Annotated in this window: 17 protein-coding genes; 13 read left to right on the forward strand and 4 right to left on the reverse strand. The window is 65.3% G+C overall.

Annotation, left to right across the window (positions count from 1 at the left end; genetic code table 11):
- Positions 1 to 3: 3 nt before the first annotated feature.
- From HBJ55_RS13160 to HBJ55_RS13170, 3 genes are read left to right on the forward strand one after another with little or no spacing between them, the layout of a single operon-like run.
- Entirely contained in the window at positions 4 to 555 is a 552-nt protein-coding gene (locus HBJ55_RS13160; protein ID WP_167115518.1) for a TRAP transporter small permease, read from the forward strand.
- Positions 552 to 1,847 carry a TRAP transporter large permease subunit gene (locus HBJ55_RS13165; protein WP_167115521.1) on the forward strand — a complete coding sequence of 432 codons (1,296 nt, stop codon included), beginning with the start codon at positions 552 to 554 and terminating at the stop codon, positions 1,845 to 1,847. The genes HBJ55_RS13160 and HBJ55_RS13165 overlap by 4 nt, the downstream gene beginning before the upstream one ends.
- Positions 1,848 to 1,880: 33 nt before the next feature.
- Positions 1,881 to 2,390: a MarR family winged helix-turn-helix transcriptional regulator gene (locus HBJ55_RS13170; RefSeq protein WP_240936102.1), complete on the forward strand. Its 510-nt coding sequence runs from the start codon at positions 1,881 to 1,883 to the stop codon at positions 2,388 to 2,390.
- A gap of 42 nt (positions 2,391 to 2,432) precedes the next feature.
- Here the strand turns inward: HBJ55_RS13170 and HBJ55_RS13175 are convergent, their stop codons facing one another.
- On the reverse strand, positions 2,433 to 3,278 hold the full coding sequence (locus HBJ55_RS13175; protein WP_167115524.1) for an IclR family transcriptional regulator domain-containing protein: 846 nt from the start codon (positions 3,276 to 3,278) through the stop codon (positions 2,433 to 2,435).
- A gap of 192 nt (positions 3,279 to 3,470) precedes the next feature.
- Positions 3,471 to 4,262, reverse strand: a complete 792-nt coding sequence (locus HBJ55_RS13180; protein ID WP_167115527.1) for an enoyl-CoA hydratase — start codon at positions 4,260 to 4,262, stop codon at positions 3,471 to 3,473.
- Between the two features lie 119 nt (positions 4,263 to 4,381).
- On the opposite strand from HBJ55_RS13180, the gene HBJ55_RS13185 reads away from it, so the two are divergent.
- The gene (locus tag HBJ55_RS13185) at positions 4,382 to 5,620 is read left to right on the forward strand and encodes an amino acid deaminase (RefSeq protein WP_167115530.1); all 1,239 of its coding nucleotides are present in this window, start codon (positions 4,382 to 4,384) and stop codon (positions 5,618 to 5,620) included.
- On the opposite strand, the gene HBJ55_RS13190 is transcribed toward HBJ55_RS13185, so the two are convergent.
- Complete coding sequence (locus HBJ55_RS13190; RefSeq protein ID WP_167115533.1) at positions 5,617 to 6,537, reverse strand: DMT family transporter; 921 nt, start codon at positions 6,535 to 6,537, stop codon at positions 5,617 to 5,619. The two genes, HBJ55_RS13185 and HBJ55_RS13190, sit on opposite strands and share 4 nt — an antisense overlap.
- Before the next feature lie 153 nt (positions 6,538 to 6,690).
- Between HBJ55_RS13190 and HBJ55_RS13195 the strand changes: the two genes are divergently transcribed.
- Positions 6,691 to 7,428, forward strand: coding sequence for a maleate cis-trans isomerase family protein (locus tag HBJ55_RS13195; protein WP_167115536.1), 738 nt, complete (start codon positions 6,691 to 6,693; stop codon positions 7,426 to 7,428).
- A 75-nt stretch (positions 7,429 to 7,503) separates the two neighbouring features.
- Positions 7,504 to 7,845, forward strand: a complete 342-nt coding sequence (locus HBJ55_RS13200) for a hypothetical protein (RefSeq protein WP_167115538.1) — start codon at positions 7,504 to 7,506, stop codon at positions 7,843 to 7,845.
- A gap of 92 nt (positions 7,846 to 7,937) precedes the next feature.
- On the opposite strand, the gene serA is transcribed toward HBJ55_RS13200, so the two are convergent.
- The gene (serA, locus tag HBJ55_RS13205) at positions 7,938 to 9,188 is read right to left on the reverse strand and encodes a phosphoglycerate dehydrogenase (protein ID WP_167115541.1); all 1,251 of its coding nucleotides are present in this window, start codon (positions 9,186 to 9,188) and stop codon (positions 7,938 to 7,940) included.
- A gap of 200 nt (positions 9,189 to 9,388) precedes the next feature.
- Between serA and HBJ55_RS13210 the strand changes: the two genes are divergently transcribed.
- The 7 genes from HBJ55_RS13210 to tssF form a co-directional block, all read left to right on the forward strand.
- Positions 9,389 to 9,685 (forward strand): exodeoxyribonuclease VII small subunit, encoded by a 297-nt coding sequence (locus tag HBJ55_RS13210; protein ID WP_167115545.1) that lies wholly within the window; start codon positions 9,389 to 9,391, stop codon positions 9,683 to 9,685.
- The gene (gene ispA, locus HBJ55_RS13215) at positions 9,669 to 10,559 is read left to right on the forward strand and encodes a (2E,6E)-farnesyl diphosphate synthase (RefSeq protein WP_167115548.1); all 891 of its coding nucleotides are present in this window, start codon (positions 9,669 to 9,671) and stop codon (positions 10,557 to 10,559) included. The genes HBJ55_RS13210 and ispA overlap by 17 nt, the downstream gene beginning before the upstream one ends.
- Positions 10,560 to 10,595: 36 nt before the next feature.
- The gene (gene dxs / locus HBJ55_RS13220) at positions 10,596 to 12,503 is read left to right on the forward strand and encodes a 1-deoxy-D-xylulose-5-phosphate synthase (protein ID WP_167115551.1); all 1,908 of its coding nucleotides are present in this window, start codon (positions 10,596 to 10,598) and stop codon (positions 12,501 to 12,503) included.
- 500 nt (positions 12,504 to 13,003) lie between these two features.
- On the forward strand, positions 13,004 to 13,513 hold the full coding sequence (gene tssB / locus HBJ55_RS13225; protein WP_167115554.1) for a type VI secretion system contractile sheath small subunit: 510 nt from the start codon (positions 13,004 to 13,006) through the stop codon (positions 13,511 to 13,513).
- A gap of 82 nt (positions 13,514 to 13,595) precedes the next feature.
- Positions 13,596 to 15,077: a type VI secretion system contractile sheath large subunit gene (tssC, locus tag HBJ55_RS13230; RefSeq protein WP_167115557.1), complete on the forward strand. Its 1,482-nt coding sequence runs from the start codon at positions 13,596 to 13,598 to the stop codon at positions 15,075 to 15,077.
- A 15-nt stretch (positions 15,078 to 15,092) separates the two neighbouring features.
- Entirely contained in the window at positions 15,093 to 15,524 is a 432-nt protein-coding gene (tssE, locus tag HBJ55_RS13235; protein WP_167115559.1) for a type VI secretion system baseplate subunit TssE, read from the forward strand.
- 38 nt (positions 15,525 to 15,562) lie between these two features.
- Positions 15,563 to 16,933, forward strand: a 1,371-nt coding sequence (gene tssF / locus HBJ55_RS13240) for a type VI secretion system baseplate subunit TssF (RefSeq protein ID WP_167115564.1), incomplete at its 3' end; no start/stop codon positions are given.

The raw sequence follows: 16,933 nt of genomic DNA on the forward strand, positions 1-16,933 counted from the left end.
GTCATGACCAGCCTGTCGACCCGTTGGCAACGTGTTGGCCGTGTCATGCAGTTGACGCTGGAGGGGGTGGCCGGTGCCACCCTCTTCGCCATGATGCTGCTGACCACGGCGGACGTCGCCGGCCGTTTCTTCTTCAATTCGCCGATTCTCGGCACCGTCGAGCTGACCCAGCTGATGCTGGCGGCGCTGGTGTTCCTGTCGCTGCCGGTGGTGTGCTGGCGCGAGGAGCACGTCAGCGTCGACCTGCTCGATACGATCTTTCCCGCGCGCCTGATCTGGATTCGCCAGGTGCTGGTCAATCTGGTGGTCACCGCCGCGCTGTGGGTCATGGCCAGCCGCGTCTGGGCCCTGGGGGGGCGCGCCTTCGCGTGGGGTGACGTGACCGAGTTCCTGCGCATCCCGATCGGCTACCTGATCTACCTGATGGCAGTGATGCTGGCCGTTTCCGCTCTGCTGACCCTGCTGCGTGCGGTGCGCTATCTGCTCGAGGGCGTCGGTGTGGTCGAACGGGGCGGCCCACTCAGCCCCGAGAAAAACCCGGGAGGTGACCAGTGATCGAAGCACTCTACGGGTTCGCCGCCCTGCTGATCCTGGCCTTCCTGCGCGTGCCGCTGGCCTTCGCCATGGGTATCGTCGGTTTCGTCGGCTTTTATTATCTCACCGGCAACTGGAGCGCCGCCGAATCGATGGCCGCACGGCGGGTGATCGACACCGCCATGGACTACGGCCTGTCGGTGATCCCGCTGTTCATCCTGATGGGCAACCTGGTCTCCCACGCCGGTCTCTCGGATGCACTGTTTCGCGCCTCCAACGGCTTCCTCGGCCATCGCAAGGGCGGCCAGGCTATGGCCACCATCGTCGCCTGCGGCGGCTTCAGCGCCATCTGCGGCTCGAGCCTGGCCACCTGCGCGACCATGGGGCGGGTGGCCATGCCGCAGATGCGCAAGTACGGCTACAAGGACACCCTGGCCTCGGCCTCCATCGCCGCCGGCGGCACGCTCGGCATCCTGATCCCGCCCAGCGTAATGCTGGTGATCTACGGCATCCTCACCGAGACCAGCATCCGCGAACTGTTCGCCGCCGGCTTCATTCCCGGCATCCTGGGCATCGTGCTCTACCTGGGCTCGGTGAAATGGGTGATGTGGCGCGACCCCGACGCCGGTCCGGCCGGGGAAAGGATCGAGTGGCCCGAACGCCTCAAGGCGCTGAAGAGCGTGGGCGACACCCTGGCGCTGTTCGTGCTGGTGATCGGCGGCATCTACCTCGGCGTGTTTACCCCCACCGAAGCGGCCGGCATCGGCGCCATGGGCGCCTTCCTCATCGCCCTGTGGCGCCGTGCGCTGACGCCGCAGGTGCTGATGAACGTGCTGATGGACACCGTGCGCACCACCGCCATGCTGTTCGCCGTGGTGCTCACCGCGCTGATCTTCGCCAACTTCATCAACCGCGCCGGGCTGCCCAGCGACCTGCTGGCCTTCGTCAACGGGCTCGACATCGCGCCGTTCCTGGTGATCCTGGTAATACTGGCCATCTACGTATTGCTCGGCTGCGTGTTCGAAAGCATGTCGATGCTGCTGCTCACCGTGCCGGTGTTCTTCCCGGTGGTGGCGGGGCTCGGCTTCGACCTGGTGTGGTTCGGCATCCTGGTGGTGATCGTGATCGAAATCAGCCTGATCACGCCGCCGGTGGGGATGAACGTGTTCGTGCTGCGGGCGGTGCTGCCAGACGTGAGCACGGGCACGATCTTTCGCGGTGTGACACCGTTCTGGGTGGCGGGCATGGCGCGTGCATTGCTGGTACTGGTGTTCCCGGGTATCGTGCTGTTCCTGCCGCAACTGCTCTATTGAACGCTGCCAAGCGTAGGTGAGGAGTCTCGAGAGATGAACACGGAAGAACGCCAGGCCAGCCTCGCCAGGGAGGGCGACGAGAGCCTGGCCGAACCACCGACCAAGCAGGAGCTGGATCTCAACCAGTTCCTGCCCTACCGGCTCAACAGCCTGGCCGATCGCATCAGCCAGGCGCTGGCCGAGCTCTACGAGGAGCGCTACCAGCTCAATATCGCGCAGTGGCGGGTGCTGGCCTGGCTCAGCCACTGCGACGAGCTGACGGCGAAGAAAGTCTGCACGTATACCAACATGGACAAGGCCCGCGTCTCGCGGGCGATCCAGGCACTGGAGGAGCGGGGGCTGATCCGACGTACGCCGGCCCCCGAGGATCAGCGCCAGCAGGATCTCCATCTGACCGCTGCCGGCCGGGCGCTGCTGGCCAAGCTGATCCCCGAGGCCCAGGCCTGGGAGGCAGAGCTGGTGGCGACCCTCACCGCCGGCGAGTATCGCGACCTGCTCAACGTGATGCGCAAGCTGGAGCGGCAGCTGGAGCGGATTGGCTGAGGGCAACGAGAAAGAGCGCGAGGACGGCAAGCGAGGCGCAGTTCACGCTTCCGCAGCCTGCTGCTGGGCGCTAGGAACATGGCCACCAAGGCGGGCGGTGATCTCGGCGGCGGTCTCGCGCACCAGCTCACCCAGTTCGAGCAGTCGCGCTTCGGGAATACGCGCTACCGGCCCCGACACCGAGATTGCCGCCAACGGGGTGCCGTGCTGATCATGCACGCAAGCAGCTACGCAGTGCAGGCCGATGGCATGCTCCTCGCGGTCGCAGGCGAAGCCTTGTTGACGCACCTCGGCAAGGTTGGCGCGCAGCGTCTCCGGGGTGTGCAGGGTATTCTCGGTGACCCGCTCGAGACCGCGTTCGGCCAGTACCCGTTCGAACTCGTCGTCGGGCAGCCAGGCCATCAGCGCCTTGCCCACACCCGAGGCATGCAGCGGTGCGCGTGAACCGAGCCGGGTAATCATGCGCATCATCTGCGGCGATTCGCTCTGGGCCAGGAACACGGCCCTGGCGCCGTCGCGAATGCCCAGGTTGGCGGTCTCGCCGGTCTGGGCAGTCAAGCGGCGCAGGAAGGGCCGGCTGGTGGCGACGAAGTCGCGCGCCTCGAGGAAGCTGTTGCCGATGCGGAAGGTCTTGACGTCGATCTTCCACACGCCGAGTTCGCCGTCCTGGGTGACGAAGCCTTGGCCCTGCAGCGCCTGCAACAGGCGGTGAGTGGTAGAGGGCGCCAGATCGACCATCTCGGCCAGTTCGGACAGCGCCAGACCGCCCGGGGTGGCCGCCAGCCGCTCGAGCAGATTGAGCCCGCGCACCAGCGACTGGCTGTGACCGCTGGCGCTCTTGCCGGGGCCGGGTGGGCGCCCCGCCGTTCTACGTTTGACTTCACTCACCTGCGTATTCCTCTACGAATGGTCTGGCGGACCTTTCTGCGAAGGTCAGCGACAGGATACCGCCTCGCTGCCGGCTTGTCTCGATTGCGGAAATGCCTTCCACACTTCTTGTGCGCAGCTCACTTACCTCTTACCGGGAACGCTGGACAAATTCGCGAGCGTTTCGCTCGCGCAGGCATTTGCTGTGTTCCCTCAGCGATGGCGCCACTGGGGTGGCCGCTTGCCGACAAAGGCATCGATGCCTTCGGCCACGTCCTCGGCGAGCATGTTGCAGGCCATGGTTTCGCCGGCGAAGGCGTAGGCTTCGTTCAGCGGCATCTGCAGTTGGCGCTGGAACAACGCCTTGCCGGTACGCAGCGCCACGCGGCTCTTGGCGCAGAGGCTGGCGGTAAGTTCGGCGAGCGCCTCGTCCAGTGTCGCGTCGTCGGCCACGCGATTGATCAGCCCCCATTCGAGTGCCTGGTCGGCGTCGATGAACTCGCCGGTGAACAGCATTTCCATGGCGCGTTTGCGGCCGATGCTTCGCGACAGCGCCACTGCAGGCGTCGAGCAGAACAGCCCAACGTTGATGCCCGACACCGCGAAGCGAGCCGACCTGGCTGCAACCGCCAGGTCACAGCTGGCCACCAGCTGGCAGCCGGCGGCGGTGGCCAGCCCCTGGACCCGGGCGATTACCGGCACCGGCAGGTGGACGATGCGCTGCATGATCTCGCCGCAGCGAGCAAACAGCTCCTGGTAATAGGCCTTGTCGGGGTTGGCGCGCATCTCCTTGAGGTCGTGCCCGGCGCAGAAGGCGCGCCCCTCGGCGGCGATGACCACGCAGTGTATCGAGTCATCGTTGGCCAGGCGGGCAAGCTCGCCGCCCAGTGCCTTGAGCACCTCTTCCGATAGCGCGTTGAACTGGCGCGGGCGATTCAGCGTGAGGGTGGCAACGCCGCGTTGATCGCGACGAATCACCGGACGCTCATCGACGGTTGTGGTCATTGTCGTATCCTGTAGAAACGTGCCCGTCACCAGCCTAGCCTGTCGTGCACGTTTTTCGTCGGCCCTGCGACCAAAGACGGTGTGGCCCGCTCCTGAAGCCCACCCAGCGAGAGCGAAGCATGAGCGATTCGATTCCTGACCATGAAGAACTGCACAAGGGCATGCCGCAGTCGGGCAACCGACTGCTGGCCGACGTCAGCCTGCCTGCCGCGGTGATCCACGAGCCGGCGCTGGCCTATAACCTGGCCTGGATGCAGCGTTTCTGCGAAGCCCATGGAGCGCGCCTGGCGCCTCACGGCAAGACCACCATGTGCCCCGAGCTGTTCCAGCGCCAGCTCGCCGCGGGCGCCTGGGGCATCACCCTGGCCACCGCTCCTCAGTGCCGTGCGGCTTTCCGCCATGGCGTCCATCGCATGTTGATGGCCAACCAGCTCGTCGGCGAGGCCAACATGGCGATTGTCGCCGGGCTGATCGAAGCCGGAGCCGATTTCTACTGTGTGGTTGACAGCATCGCCAACGTCGAGCAACTGTCACACTATTTCACCGCTCGCGGCCTGCGCCTCAAGGTATTGATAGAGCTAGGGATGCCCGGCGGACGCTGCGGCTGTCGCGATACCGACGAGGTGATGGCGCTGGCCGAGCGCATCGACAGCGAGCAGGCATTGGTGCTGTCCGGACTGGAGGGCTACGAAGGCGTGGTGCATGGCAACGAGCCCGAGCGAGCCGTGCGCGCCTATGCCTGGCAACTGGTCGAGGCGGCCCAGGCGCTGGAGCGCGATGCCCTGATCGAGACGCCGCAGCCGCTTATCACGGCGTCCGGCTCGGCCTGGTACGACATGATAGCCGGGGTATTCCACGAAGCACGGCTGAGTGCACAGTTCGTGCCGGTGCTGCGCCCCGGCTGCTACGTGGTGCACGACCACGGCATCTATCGCCAGGCCCAGCGCGAGCTTCTTGGACGACAGCCGCAGATCGAGCGCGGGTTGAAGCCGGCACTCGAGATCTTCGCCCAGGTGATATCGCTGCCCGAGCCGGGGCTTGCCATTATAGGCATGGGCAAGCGCGACATCGGCCATGACCAGTTGCCCGAGCCGCTGCGGCGCTACCGGGAGGGCGACGAGCGGGGCCGTTCGCTGCCGGTGGAGGGTTGGCGCTTGACCAAGCTGATGGACCAGCACGCCTTCGTCCAGCTGCCTGCGGACGAGGATGAGCCCGGCGCCGGTAACGGCAGGGTGCGGGTGGGAGACATCATCGCCTTCGGCGTTTCCCACCCCTGCCTGACCTTCGACAAATGGCGACGGATTTGTCGCGTCGACGAGCGGCTCGAGGTGGTCGAGGTGATGCAGACCTGCTTCTAGTCCAGGGGGAAGTGCTCGGGTTCGGCCATGCGCTCGCGGGCGGCCTTGAGCCGCGCCAGCCTGTCGCCGAACAGGTAGGCACCGAGCGCCACCAGGATCAGCGCCGCACCGACCAGCATCGAGGAAGAGGGCTGCTCCTGGTTGAGCGTCATGCCGAGACCCAGCGCCAGTATCGGAGTGATCAGCGTGACCAGTGCCACGGTGGCGGCGGTAAGCCGCGAAAGGATCAGGAAATAGCAGAGGAAGCCGAGCAGCGATCCGAACAGCGCCAGGTAGAGAACCGCCCATAGCCCGCGTACGCTGAGCGGGACCGCCAAGGGTTCGCCGCTGGCCAGCCACAGGATGAAGAAGCACGGCAGGCTCAAGCCCAGCGCCCCCAGGGTCTGCTCCAGCGGACCGAGGCCCGCAGCCACGCGTTGCACGGTAATGCCGCTGCCGCTGAACAAGGTCACGGCCAGGAGCATCATCAGCAGGGCCGGCAGCTGCTCACTGCCCAGCACCAGGCTGTCGGCAAATACCACGGCCAGGCCCGCTACGCCGAGCGTACAGCCGAACCAGTGCCAGCGGCGCAGCTTCACGGCGCCGGGCATGAGTTGCAGGATCAGCCCCGAGATCAGTGGCGCCATGCCGAAGATCACCGACATCATGCCGGATGGCAGCGACATCGAGGCGTGATAGCTAAGCGCCATGGCACCGAAAACTCCGGGTACCGCGGCCGCGTAGCTTTTCATTGCGCGCATGTCCCTGCGCAGGCCTCGACGCATCAGCAGCAGTACCGCCAGCCCTACCAGGAAGGCGATCAGCATGCGCAGCATCACGCTGCCGACCGGCGCGCCCGCCTCGGCGCTCCACTTGATGGCCAGTGGCGTGGTGGCCCATACCAGCACTACGATCAGGTAGGCGGCGGCAGTTGGCATGCGGGGTCTTCCCTGAGATCGATGTGAGATGCTTCGGAAAGTAATCATTAGCATAACAAGAACTGCTGCGTCGAATCGTCGAGGCTTGCCGCCAGACTTCGATGACCATTTCAGCCATACGAGCCATGAGGCATTGGCCGACGAGAGGTACCGATGCAAAACGCACAGTGTCTGGGTATCCTGCTGCCTGAGGATGGCCCTCCCGATTATGAATGGTACGGACTGAGCGAGCGCCCCGGCACCGGCGAGGCGCTGCCCGCCATCAAGGTGGGCAAGATCGTCAGCGACGGCCACCATGAGCACACTGCCCTGATGGCCTTGGGCGCTACCGATCGCCTGGCTGCGGTAGGTGAGAAGCTGGTCAGGGACATGGGCGTCCAGGCCGTGGTATGGGCCTGTACCAGCGGCAGTTTCATCGGCGGGCTGGAGTGGTCTCTCGCCCAGTCTCGTGAGCTTTCGCAGTGGTTGGGGGTTCCCGCCACCAGCACCGCGCTGGCGTTTCGAGATGCCCTGGCTGCTCTCGGTCAGCGTCGGGTCGACCTGCTCAGTCCCTATCCGCCGGAAGTCACTGAACAGTTGATTCAATTTCTGCGCGACAGCGACGTGACAGCGGAAAACGTGCGGGTGCTGGACTGCCCCTATGCGGCGGATTCTCACCGGCTCGATATCGTCGCGACCGTGCGTGATTTTGCCATGGCGCACGAATCGAACAATCCGATCCTGGTTCCCGATACGGCGATCAATACTCTCGAGCTGGTAGACGCGATGAACCGAGAGGCCGGACGCTCGGTGTTAACGGCCAATCAGGTAAGTCTATGGGCGGGGCTGAGGCTGTTGCAGCGCAGAGGCGGCCCGGCTCGCTACCTGCAGGAATTGAGCGAAGTGGCATAACCTGGGTTAAGCAATATAAACGAGGAGTTTTGCTATGTTCCGAACGGAGTGGAAAACCTTGTCACTGGAGGGCGAATGAGCGACGAACTGAGTGAGTTCGAGCAGAGTGTCAGACGTGAGATCGATGCCTTTCTGAAACCCGGCCACGAGCCCTCGCCAAGACCCGATCTGCCCGGCGAAAAAAGCCCCGGGAAGAAGCGTACGAAGCCGGCCGACGGTCATGAGTCCGCCAAGTCTTACAAGACCGGACATCTGGTCCGGCTCGCAGTGAGAACGCGCAAACTGGAAACCGACACCGTCTTTGAACATCGCTCTACCAGCATCTCCAAGCTGGAAGCCCAGTTGGAGGCCGAAAAAGCCGCGAAGAAAGCCGGATATCCGATCATCGGCTACGTAATCGACATTCAGAGTCTTTAGGAAACTCTGAACGAGTGCCCGCGCGACTGAATCTTTGCCAAACGAAAACCGCCGCGCTGGTTGGCGCGACGGCTCGAGGCGTAGCGAAGCGCTTACCCTTCGAAATTGGTCTCGGAGTAGAGCACCCTCACGCGCAGGGTGTGCTCGACCTTGCGCAGTGCCTCGAGGGCCTGCTCACCGTAGGCCTTGTCCACATCGATGACCACGTAACCGACTTTCTCGTTGGTCTGCAGGTACTGGCCGGAAATGTTGATCCCGCTCTCGGAGAGCACACGGTTGATCTCGGAGAGCACGCCCGGGACGTTGTCGTGGATGTGCAATACGCGATGCTTGTCCGGGTGGGCCGGCAGTGCCACCTCGGGGAAGTTGACCGCGGTGACGGTGGTACCGTTGTCGGAGTAGGTGACCATCTTCTCGGAAACCTCGATGCCGATGTTCTCCTGGGCCTCGAGAGTGGAACCGCCGATATGCGGAGTGAGGATAACGTTGGGCAGGCCACGCAACGGGCTGACGAACTCCTCGTCGTTGCCCTTGGGCTCCACCGGGAAAACGTCGATGGCGGCACCGTAGAGGCGACCGGCCGCGAGTGCCTCGGCCAGGTCCTCGATCACCACCACGCTACCGCGGGAAGCGTTGATCAGGATGCCGCTGGGCTTCATCAGCGCGAGCTGGTCCTTGGCGATCATCCACTTGGTGGAGGGCAGTTCCGGCACGTGCAGGCTGACCACGTCGGCCCGGGCCAGGAGTTCCTCGAGGCTCGCCACCTGGTTGGCGTTGCCCATGCCGAGTTTGGTCACCACGTCATAGAAAATGACGTTGAAGCCGAGCGACTCGGCCAGCACGGAGAGTTGGGCGCCGATGTTACCGTAGCCGACGATGCCCAGCGTCTTGCCGCGGGCTTCATGGGAGGCCTTGGCGCTCTTGAGCCAGCCGCCCTGGTGGGCGCGGGCGTTCTTCTCGGGAATGCCACGCAGCAGCATGATCGCCTCGGCCAGTACCAGCTCTGCCACCGAGCGAGTATTGGAGTAGGGCGCGTTGAACACCGGGATGCCGCGCGAAAGCGCCGCATTGAGGTCGACCTGGTTGGTACCGATGCAGAAGCAGCCCACGGCGTTGAGCTTCTCGGCGGCAGCGAAGACCCGCTCGTTGAGCTGGGTGCGCGAGCGGATGCCGAGGAAGTGCACGTCACGGATCTTGTCGACCAGCGAGGCTTCGTCGAGCGAGGTGGTCAGATGCTCGATGTTGGTGTAACCGGCATTCAGGAAATTGTCCACCGCGCTCTGGTGGACGCCCTCGAGCAGCAGGATCTTGATCTTGCTCTTGTCCAGGGACGTTTTGGCCATGGTCGAATCAACCCCTTCTTGGTGCGCCGCGTGCTGGAAACAGGGCGCTCATGTTAACACAATCGCTACCAACTAAGATGAAAATGCTGCGTCGCGAAGATGAGAGCGCTGCACGTTGCACGGCGCAGGCAGACGACCCCCGGGGCAGTGCGTGTATACTGTGGCTCCTGAGAAAACAGCGGCGACGAGCTAGAGGTGTCATGGCCGAACGTGACAAGCAAGCGGCGGGTGAGATGGCGGCGAGCGAGGACGCCGAAGTCGATTTCGCGGCGACCGTGGAGAGACTGGAACGGCTGGTAGAGCAGCTGGAGTCCGGCGAGCTGTCGCTGGAAGGTTCGCTTGCCGCCTTCGAGCAAGGCGTGCGCCTGACCCGTGATGCCCAGCGTCGCCTGGACGAGGCCGAGTTGCGGGTGCGTACCCTGATCGAGCGTCCCGACGGCAGCATCGACTTCGCCCCCTTTGATGCCCCCGCAGCGGAGGATGACAGTGAACGCTGACTCGCTCGCGGTTCTCCTGGCCGCCGACCGGGCGCGCGTCGATGCTTTCCTGGCCCGGGTTTTCGAGCGGCGCCGGCCTGCGGCACCGCGGCTGGAGGAGGCCATGCGCCATGGCCTGCTGGTGGGCGGGAAGCGTCTGCGCCCGCTACTGGTCTACCTGGCCGGGCGAGCACTGGGCGCCTCCGATGAGACGCTCGACGCGCCGGCTGCCGCGGTCGAGCTGATCCATGCCTACTCGCTGGTGCACGACGACCTGCCGGCCATGGACGACGACGACCTGCGCCGCGGCCAGCCCACGGTCCACCGCGCCTTCGACGAGGCCACGGCGATACTCGCCGGCGACGCGTTGCAGACGCTGGCCTTCGAAGTGCTCGCCTGTGCCGCCCATCCGCGCCTGCCCGCACTGATCCTCACACTGGCCACGGCCGCCGGCCGCGACGGCATGGTCGGCGGCCAGGCACTGGACCTGGCGGCCGTTGGCGGCCACCCTGACGTCGAGGCCCTGGCCACCATGCATGCCCATAAGACCGGTGCGCTGATTCGCGCCGCGGTACGCATGGGCGCGCTGACGGCGGTGGAGGAACAAGACCCCCGCGTCGCGGCGCTGGATGATTACGCCGAGGCGCTCGGCCTGGCCTTCCAGATTCACGACGACATCCTCGACGTCACCGGCGATACCCAGACCCTGGGCAAGGCGTCGGGTGCCGATGCCGCGCGCGAAAAGCCCACCTATCCCGCTCTGCTGGGGCTGGAAGGCGCCCGGCGCAGGGCCGGCGAGTTGACCGAGGAGGCGCTGGTGGCGCTGGCGCCGCTGGGCGAGGCGGGCGACCCGCTTGCGCAGCTGGCTCGCTACATGATCGAGCGCGACCATTAGCCATATGGCATGACAGCCAGGACGACCGAATCGCACATGAAGCTCTACGACGTAATACCAGTCGAGCGCCCGGTGACACCGCTGCTCGATTCGCTGGACACGCCGGCGTCACTGCGCGCCATGACCGGTGCCCAACTGCTGCAGGTAGCCGACGAACTGCGTGCCTACCTGCTCTACAGCGTGGGGCGCAGCGGCGGCCACTTCGGCGCCGGCCTGGGCGTGGTGGAACTCACCGTGGCGCTGCACCACGCGCTGGAGACGCCCCACGACCGCCTGGTGTGGGACGTCGGCCACCAGGCTTACCCGCACAAGATCCTCACCGGCCGCCGTGAGGCGATGCCCAGCATTCGCCAGTATGGTGGGCTGGCGGCCTTCCCGCGCCGCGCCGAATCGCCTTTCGACACCTTCGGCGTGGGTCACTCCAGTACCTCGATCTCGGCAGCCCTGGGCATGGCACTGGCAAGCGCCACCCGCGGCGACAGGCGGCGGGTCTGCGCGGTAATCGGCGATGGTGCCTTGACCGCCGGCATGGCCTTCGAAGCATTGGCGCATACCGGCCACCTGGATGCCAACCTGCTGGTGGTGCTCAACGATAACGAGATGTCGATCTCCGAGAACGTCGGCGGCATCGCCAGCTACTTGGCGGGCATCCTCTCCAGCAAGCCCTACCTGACCTTCCGCGAGGAGGGCAAGCGCGTTCTCTCTCGCCTTCCCGGCGCACTGGAACTCGCCCGTCGCACCGAGGAGCACATGAAGGGCATGGTCAGCCCGGCCACGCTGTTCGAGGAGATGGGCTTCAACTACATCGGCCCGCTCGACGGTCACGACCTGCCCACCCTGATCCAGACCCTGCGCAACATTCGCGACCTGGACGGGCCACAGTTCCTGCACGTGAAAACCCGCAAGGGGCGTGGCTTCCTGCCCGCCGAGGCCGACCCCATCGGCTACCATGCCATCACGAAGCTGGAAAAGAATGGCGAAGCGCCAATCAGCAAGCCCGCCGCACCGGTCAAAAAGAAATTGAAGTACTGCAACGTCTTCGGCGAGTGGCTGTGCGACATGGCGGCGGTCGACGAGCGGCTGATCGGCATCACCCCGGCGATGCGCGAAGGCTCCGACCTGATCCGCTTTTCCAAGGAGTACCCCGAGCGCTACTACGACGTGGCCATCGCCGAGCAGCATGCGGTAACGCTGGCCGCCGGCATAGCCTGCGAAGCGATGAAGCCGGTGGTAGCGATATACTCCACCTTCCTGCAGCGCGGCTACGACCAGTTGATCCACGACGTGGCGGTGCAGGGGCTCGACGTCACCTTCGCCATCGATCGCGCCGGCCTGGTGGGCGAGGATGGCCCCACCCACCACGGCAGCATGGACCTCTCCTTTCTGCGCTGCATCCCCGGCATGGTAGTGCTGGCGCCGGCCGACGAGGCCGAGTGCCGCGCCATGCTCAGCGCCGCCTACCACTACCCCGGGCCCGCCGCGGTACGCTACCCGCGCGGCACTGGCCCGGGAGTGGCGATCCCCACGCACCTCGAGCCGCTGGAGCTCGGCAAGGCCGAACGGCGCCGCGAGAGCGGCGCCGAGGCGGGCAAGCGCATTGCCCTGCTTGCGTTCGGCAGCCTAAACGGCCCGGCGGCCGAGGTAGCCGAGGCCCTCGACGCCACCCATCTCAACATGCGCTCGGTCAAACCACTCGACCGCGAGTCGATCATTGCAGCGGCGGCTGAGCATGAGCTGCTGGTCACCCTCGAGGAGAACGTGGTGGCCGGCGGCGCCGGCAGCGGCGTGAACGAGCTGCTCGCCGCCGAAGGCGTACAGGTCGGACTGCTCAACCTGGGCCTGCCCGATGCCTTCGTCGAGCACGGCAAGCCTGCCGAACTGTTGGCCGAATGCGGCCTGGACGCCGCCGGTATCGAAGCGTCAATACGCGCCCGCCTCGGCTGAAACTCACCTCGCTTGTTGTCTCTTCTTCGGCCGGGCACCTGCTCGGCCGTGTTTTCTCAGCCTCCCTCTATCACTTTTCTCATCTCCTCAACGCCTGCGGCATGGTGTCGGGCCGAGGTGATTGACGCATCGTTTTGCCCTATATCTCTTATATTGTTGTAGCTAATTTCCTACACGAGTTGTAAGCCATCGCCGCTTCGTCGTGTCGTCCTCTGCCAGTATGGCGCTCTCGACCCGCATCGCTTCGCAGCTGGCAGCGGAATCGTGTAAGCCAGTACGACATCGCGTTATGCCTTTGTAACCGTCATGGGTGCAATGTGCCATTTGGCACATTCAAGCTGCCTGTTTACCCTCACGCCTCACGAGCAAGGGTGCAACGATTCTCACTTGACCACTGCCGCATCTGCCTGCATGTCGCTGGGCCGATGCGAACGGCTCGTGGGGCGTTGCCAACTCTGCAATGCGATTCAAAACAAGGCGGCTCACCAGGGAGCTTCAGCATGGCGAAGGAAGGAACCGTTGCGCCGAAAGAGCGCATCAACATCAAGTACGTGCCGGCCACCGGCGATCAGCAGGCAGAAACCGAACTGCCGCTCAAGCTGCTTGTGGTAGGTGACTTCAAGGGCGGCGCCGAGGCCACGCCAATCGAGGCGCGTGAAAAGGTCTCGGTAGACAAGAACAACTTCCAGTCGGTGATGCGCGAAGCCGGCCTCGGGCTGACGGCCAGCGTACCCAATCGTCTGGAAGAGGGCGAGGAAGCCGGCGACCTGGCGGTCAACCTCCAGTTCAAGTCACTCGAGGACTTCACGCCCGACAGCGTGGCGCGCCAAGTGCCGGAGCTGCGCAAGCTGGTCGAGCTGCGCGAGGCGCTGGTCGCGCTCAAGGGGCCGCTGGGGAATGTACCGAACTTCCGCGATCGCCTGCAGAAGCTGATGGAGAGTGAAGAGGCGCGCGCCCAGCTGCTCTCAGAGCTCGAGCTGCTGGATTCACGGGATGATTCCCGCGACTGACGCATCCATCGACAACGCACACGGAGGCGCCGAGCCATAGCGAGGCGCACGCCAGGCAGGCACAGGATTCGAGGCACGTACAATGAGCGAAATGGCACAAACGCAGGGGCAGGCCGCCGAGGCCCAGGCCGAGGGATCGCTTCTCGATCAAGTGATGGCGCAGACCCGCATGGCGCCGAGCGAGGAAGGCTACGACATCGCCAAGCAGGGCGTGGCCGCCTTCATCGCCGAGCTGTTGCAGAGCAAGGACGACACCCCGCAGGTCAACAAGGCGGTGGTCGATCGCATGATCGTCGAGCTCGACCGCAAGATCGGCAGTCAGGTCGATGAGATCCTTCACGACCGGGGCTTCCAGCAGATCGAGTCGGCCTGGCGCGGCCTCAAGCTGCTGGTCGATCGCACCGACTTCCGCCAGAACATCAAGCTCGACCTGCTCCACGCCACCAAGGAGGAGCTGCTCGAGGACTTCGAGTTCGCCCCTGAGCTCAGCCAGAGCGGGCTCTACCAGCACGTCTACGCGACCGAGTACGGCCAGTTCGGCGGTGAGCCGGTGGGTGCCATCATCGGCAACTACGACTTCTCGCCCTCGACGCCCGACATCAAGTTGCTGCAGTTCACCGCCGCGGTGGGTGCCATGGCCCATGCGCCGTTCCTCTCCTCGGTGGCGCCGAGCTTCTTCGGCATCGACAGCTTCCAGGAGCTGCCCAACATCAAGGACTTCAAGGCGATCTTCGAAGGACCGAAGTACGCCCGCTGGCGCAGCCTGCGCGAGTCCGAGGACGCCCGCTACCTGGGGCTGACGGCGCCGCGCTTCCTGCTGCGCATGCCCTACGACCCGGTGGAGAACCCGGTCAAGACCTTCCACTATCGCGAAACGGTCAACGAGAACCACGAGCACTACCTGTGGGGCAATACTGCCTACCTGCTCGCCGAGCGTCTCACCGACAGCTTCGCCAAGTACCGCTGGTGCCCCAACATCATCGGGCCGCAGAGCGGCGGTGCGGTTGAGAACCTGCCGGTGCACACCTACGAGGCGCTCGGCCAGCTGCAGGCCAAGATCCCCACCGAGGTGCTGGTCACCGACCGTCGCGAGTTCGAGATGTCCGAAGAGGGTTTCATCTCGCTGACCATGCGCAAGGGTAGCGACAACGCCGCCTTCTTCTCCGCCAACTCGGTGCAGAAGCCCAAGGTCTTCCCCAACACGCCCGAGGGCAAGGCCGCCGAGACCAACTACAAGCTCGGCACCCAGCTGCCCTACATGTTCATCGTCAACCGCCTGGCTCACTACATCAAGGTACTGCAGCGCGAGCAGATCGGCTCCTGGAAGGAGCGCCAGGATCTCGAACGCGAGCTCAACGTGTGGATCCGTCAGTACGTCGCCGACCAGGAGAATCCGCCTGCCGAGGTGCGCAGCCGCCGTCCGCTGCGGGCCGCCTCGATCCAGGTCTCCGACGTCGAGGGCGACCCGGGCTGGTACCAGGTGTCCTTGGCCGTGCGTCCGCACTTCAAGTACATGGGCGCCAACTTCGAGCTGTCGCTGGTGGGTCGCCTGGACAAGGAGTAAGGGGAGGACGCGGCCATGACGCTTCACCGTGGCGGCGTACTCGGCAACCGGCTGTTCGAGCGCCTGGCGGCGCCCGGGCGGTCGGAAGAAGTCGCTGCCGAGTCCAGCCTTGCCGGGATCGTCGAGTCCATCAAGCGTCACCTGGTCGACCTGCTCAACAGCCACCCGGGGCACAGCGAATGCGCCCCGGAGCTGGGACTGCTCGACTTCAACGACGCGACCATCGGCGTGCTCGATCTGGAGCGCAACATTCAGCGCGCCATTCGCCAGTGCATCGAACGCTTCGAGCCGCGGGTGCGGCAGGTGGAAGTGGAGTCGCTGCCGCGTGGCAGCGACCCGCTACAGCTGCGTTTTCAGGTGCATGCCACGGTGGAGCTCGGTCGCGACCAGGGCCAGGCCACCATCGATCTGCTGCTCAACGACAAACGCTACCAGTGCTTGAACTGAGCACCTAGGCATCCAAGCACTCAGGGAGTGAGAAGCGCATGCTCAATCGTTATTACCGGGATGAGCTCGACTACCTGAAGCTGCAGGGGCGGGAGTTCGCCGAGGCCAACCCCGGGCTCAGCCGCTTCCTCTCCGAGCGCAGCACCGATCCCGACGTCGAGCGCCTGCTGGAGGGCTTCGCCTTTCTCACCGGTCGCATGCGCGAGAAGGTCGAGGACGAATTCCCCGAGCTGACCCACTCGCTGATCGCCATGCTGTGGCCCAACTACCTGCGCCCGGTGCCGAGCATGACGATCATGCAGTTCACGCCCAAGCAGGGCGCGCTGAGCGGCCGCCAGGACGTGGCCGTCGGCACCACACTGGCATCGCGGCCGATCGACGGAACCGCCTGCCGCTTCCGCACCTGCCACGACGTGGCGCTCTACCCGCTGCTGCATGGCGGCGTCGAGGCGCGCCATTCGCGGGAGTCCTCGATCGTCGAACTCGCCCTCGACGTGGACGGCGACCAGCCGCTCGATGCCCTGGGCATCGACCACCTGCGCCTGCACCTGGGCGGTGGCGGCTATACCGCACGCAGCCTCTACCTGTCGCGCCTGGAGCTGGAGATCGACGGCGTCGTCATGCCGCTGCCCCGCGACATGCTGGTACCGGTGGGCTTCGAGTCGGGGCATGCGCTGCTGCCCTATCCGCGCAACGTGCACCAGGGCTACCGCATCCTGCAGGAGTACCTCTGCTTCCCCGAGGCCTTCCACTTCGTCGATCTGGTCGGGCTGGGGCGTCAGCTGCCGGCGCGGCAGGCCTCGCGGATCGTGCTGCGCTTCGTCTTCTCGCGCACGCTGCCGGCCGACGCCAAGGTGCGCGACGAGCATCTGGCGCTCTACTGCTCGCCGGCGATCAACCTGTTCAGCCACGATGCCGACCCCATCGACCTCAACGGCGAGCGCAGCGAATACCGCATTCGGCCCAGCAGCCGTGCGCCGGAGCACTACGAGGTGTTCAGCGTCGACGCGGTGCAGGGCTGGCTGGAGAGCGACAGCGGCAAGATGCGCGGCGAACCGCGCCAGTACGTGCCGTTCGAGAGCTTCCAGCACCAGATCGAGCGAGATCGCGGCCGCGAGGCCCGCTATTTCCGGGTGCGGGTACGCGACAGCCTGCGCGGCGACGGTTTCGATCATGACATCGCCTTCGTGCGCGGCGACGAACAGGCCTGCCTGGGCATGCGTGAAACCATCTCGCTGCGCCTGAGCTGCAGCAACCGCACGCTTCCCGAGCGCCTGGCGGTGGGCGATATCAGTGCCTCCACCGACACCAGCCCGGTATTCGCCGACTATCGCAACATCACCCGGCCCACGTCGGCGCTGCGCCCGACCCTGGACGGCAGCCTGCTGTGGACGTTGATTTCCAACCTG

It is taken from the genome of Billgrantia bachuensis (assembly GCF_011742165.1).
Classification (GTDB): domain Bacteria; phylum Pseudomonadota; class Gammaproteobacteria; order Pseudomonadales; family Halomonadaceae; genus Halomonas; species Halomonas bachuensis.

Coding starts and splice junctions, on each gene's coding strand:
- HBJ55_RS13160 (WP_167115518.1), top strand. CDS start 4: ATGACCAGCCTGTCGACCCGTTGGCAACGTGTTGGCCGTGTCATGCAG.
- HBJ55_RS13170 (WP_240936102.1), top strand. CDS start 1,881: ATGAACACGGAAGAACGCCAGGCCAGCCTCGCCAGGGAGGGCGACGAG.
- HBJ55_RS13180 (WP_167115527.1), bottom strand. CDS start 4,262: ATGACCACAACCGTCGATGAGCGTCCGGTGATTCGTCGCGATCAACGC.
- HBJ55_RS13185 (WP_167115530.1), top strand. CDS start 4,382: ATGAGCGATTCGATTCCTGACCATGAAGAACTGCACAAGGGCATGCCG.
- HBJ55_RS13190 (WP_167115533.1), bottom strand. CDS start 6,537: ATGCCAACTGCCGCCGCCTACCTGATCGTAGTGCTGGTATGGGCCACC.
- HBJ55_RS13195 (WP_167115536.1), top strand. CDS start 6,691: ATGCAAAACGCACAGTGTCTGGGTATCCTGCTGCCTGAGGATGGCCCT.
- HBJ55_RS13200 (WP_167115538.1), top strand. CDS start 7,504: ATGAGCGACGAACTGAGTGAGTTCGAGCAGAGTGTCAGACGTGAGATC.
- serA (WP_167115541.1), bottom strand. CDS start 9,188: ATGGCCAAAACGTCCCTGGACAAGAGCAAGATCAAGATCCTGCTGCTC.
- HBJ55_RS13210 (WP_167115545.1), top strand. CDS start 9,389: ATGGCCGAACGTGACAAGCAAGCGGCGGGTGAGATGGCGGCGAGCGAG.
- ispA (WP_167115548.1), top strand. CDS start 9,669: ATGACAGTGAACGCTGACTCGCTCGCGGTTCTCCTGGCCGCCGACCGG.
- dxs (WP_167115551.1), top strand. CDS start 10,596: ATGAAGCTCTACGACGTAATACCAGTCGAGCGCCCGGTGACACCGCTG.
- tssB (WP_167115554.1), top strand. CDS start 13,004: ATGGCGAAGGAAGGAACCGTTGCGCCGAAAGAGCGCATCAACATCAAG.
- tssC (WP_167115557.1), top strand. CDS start 13,596: ATGAGCGAAATGGCACAAACGCAGGGGCAGGCCGCCGAGGCCCAGGCC.
- tssE (WP_167115559.1), top strand. CDS start 15,093: ATGACGCTTCACCGTGGCGGCGTACTCGGCAACCGGCTGTTCGAGCGC.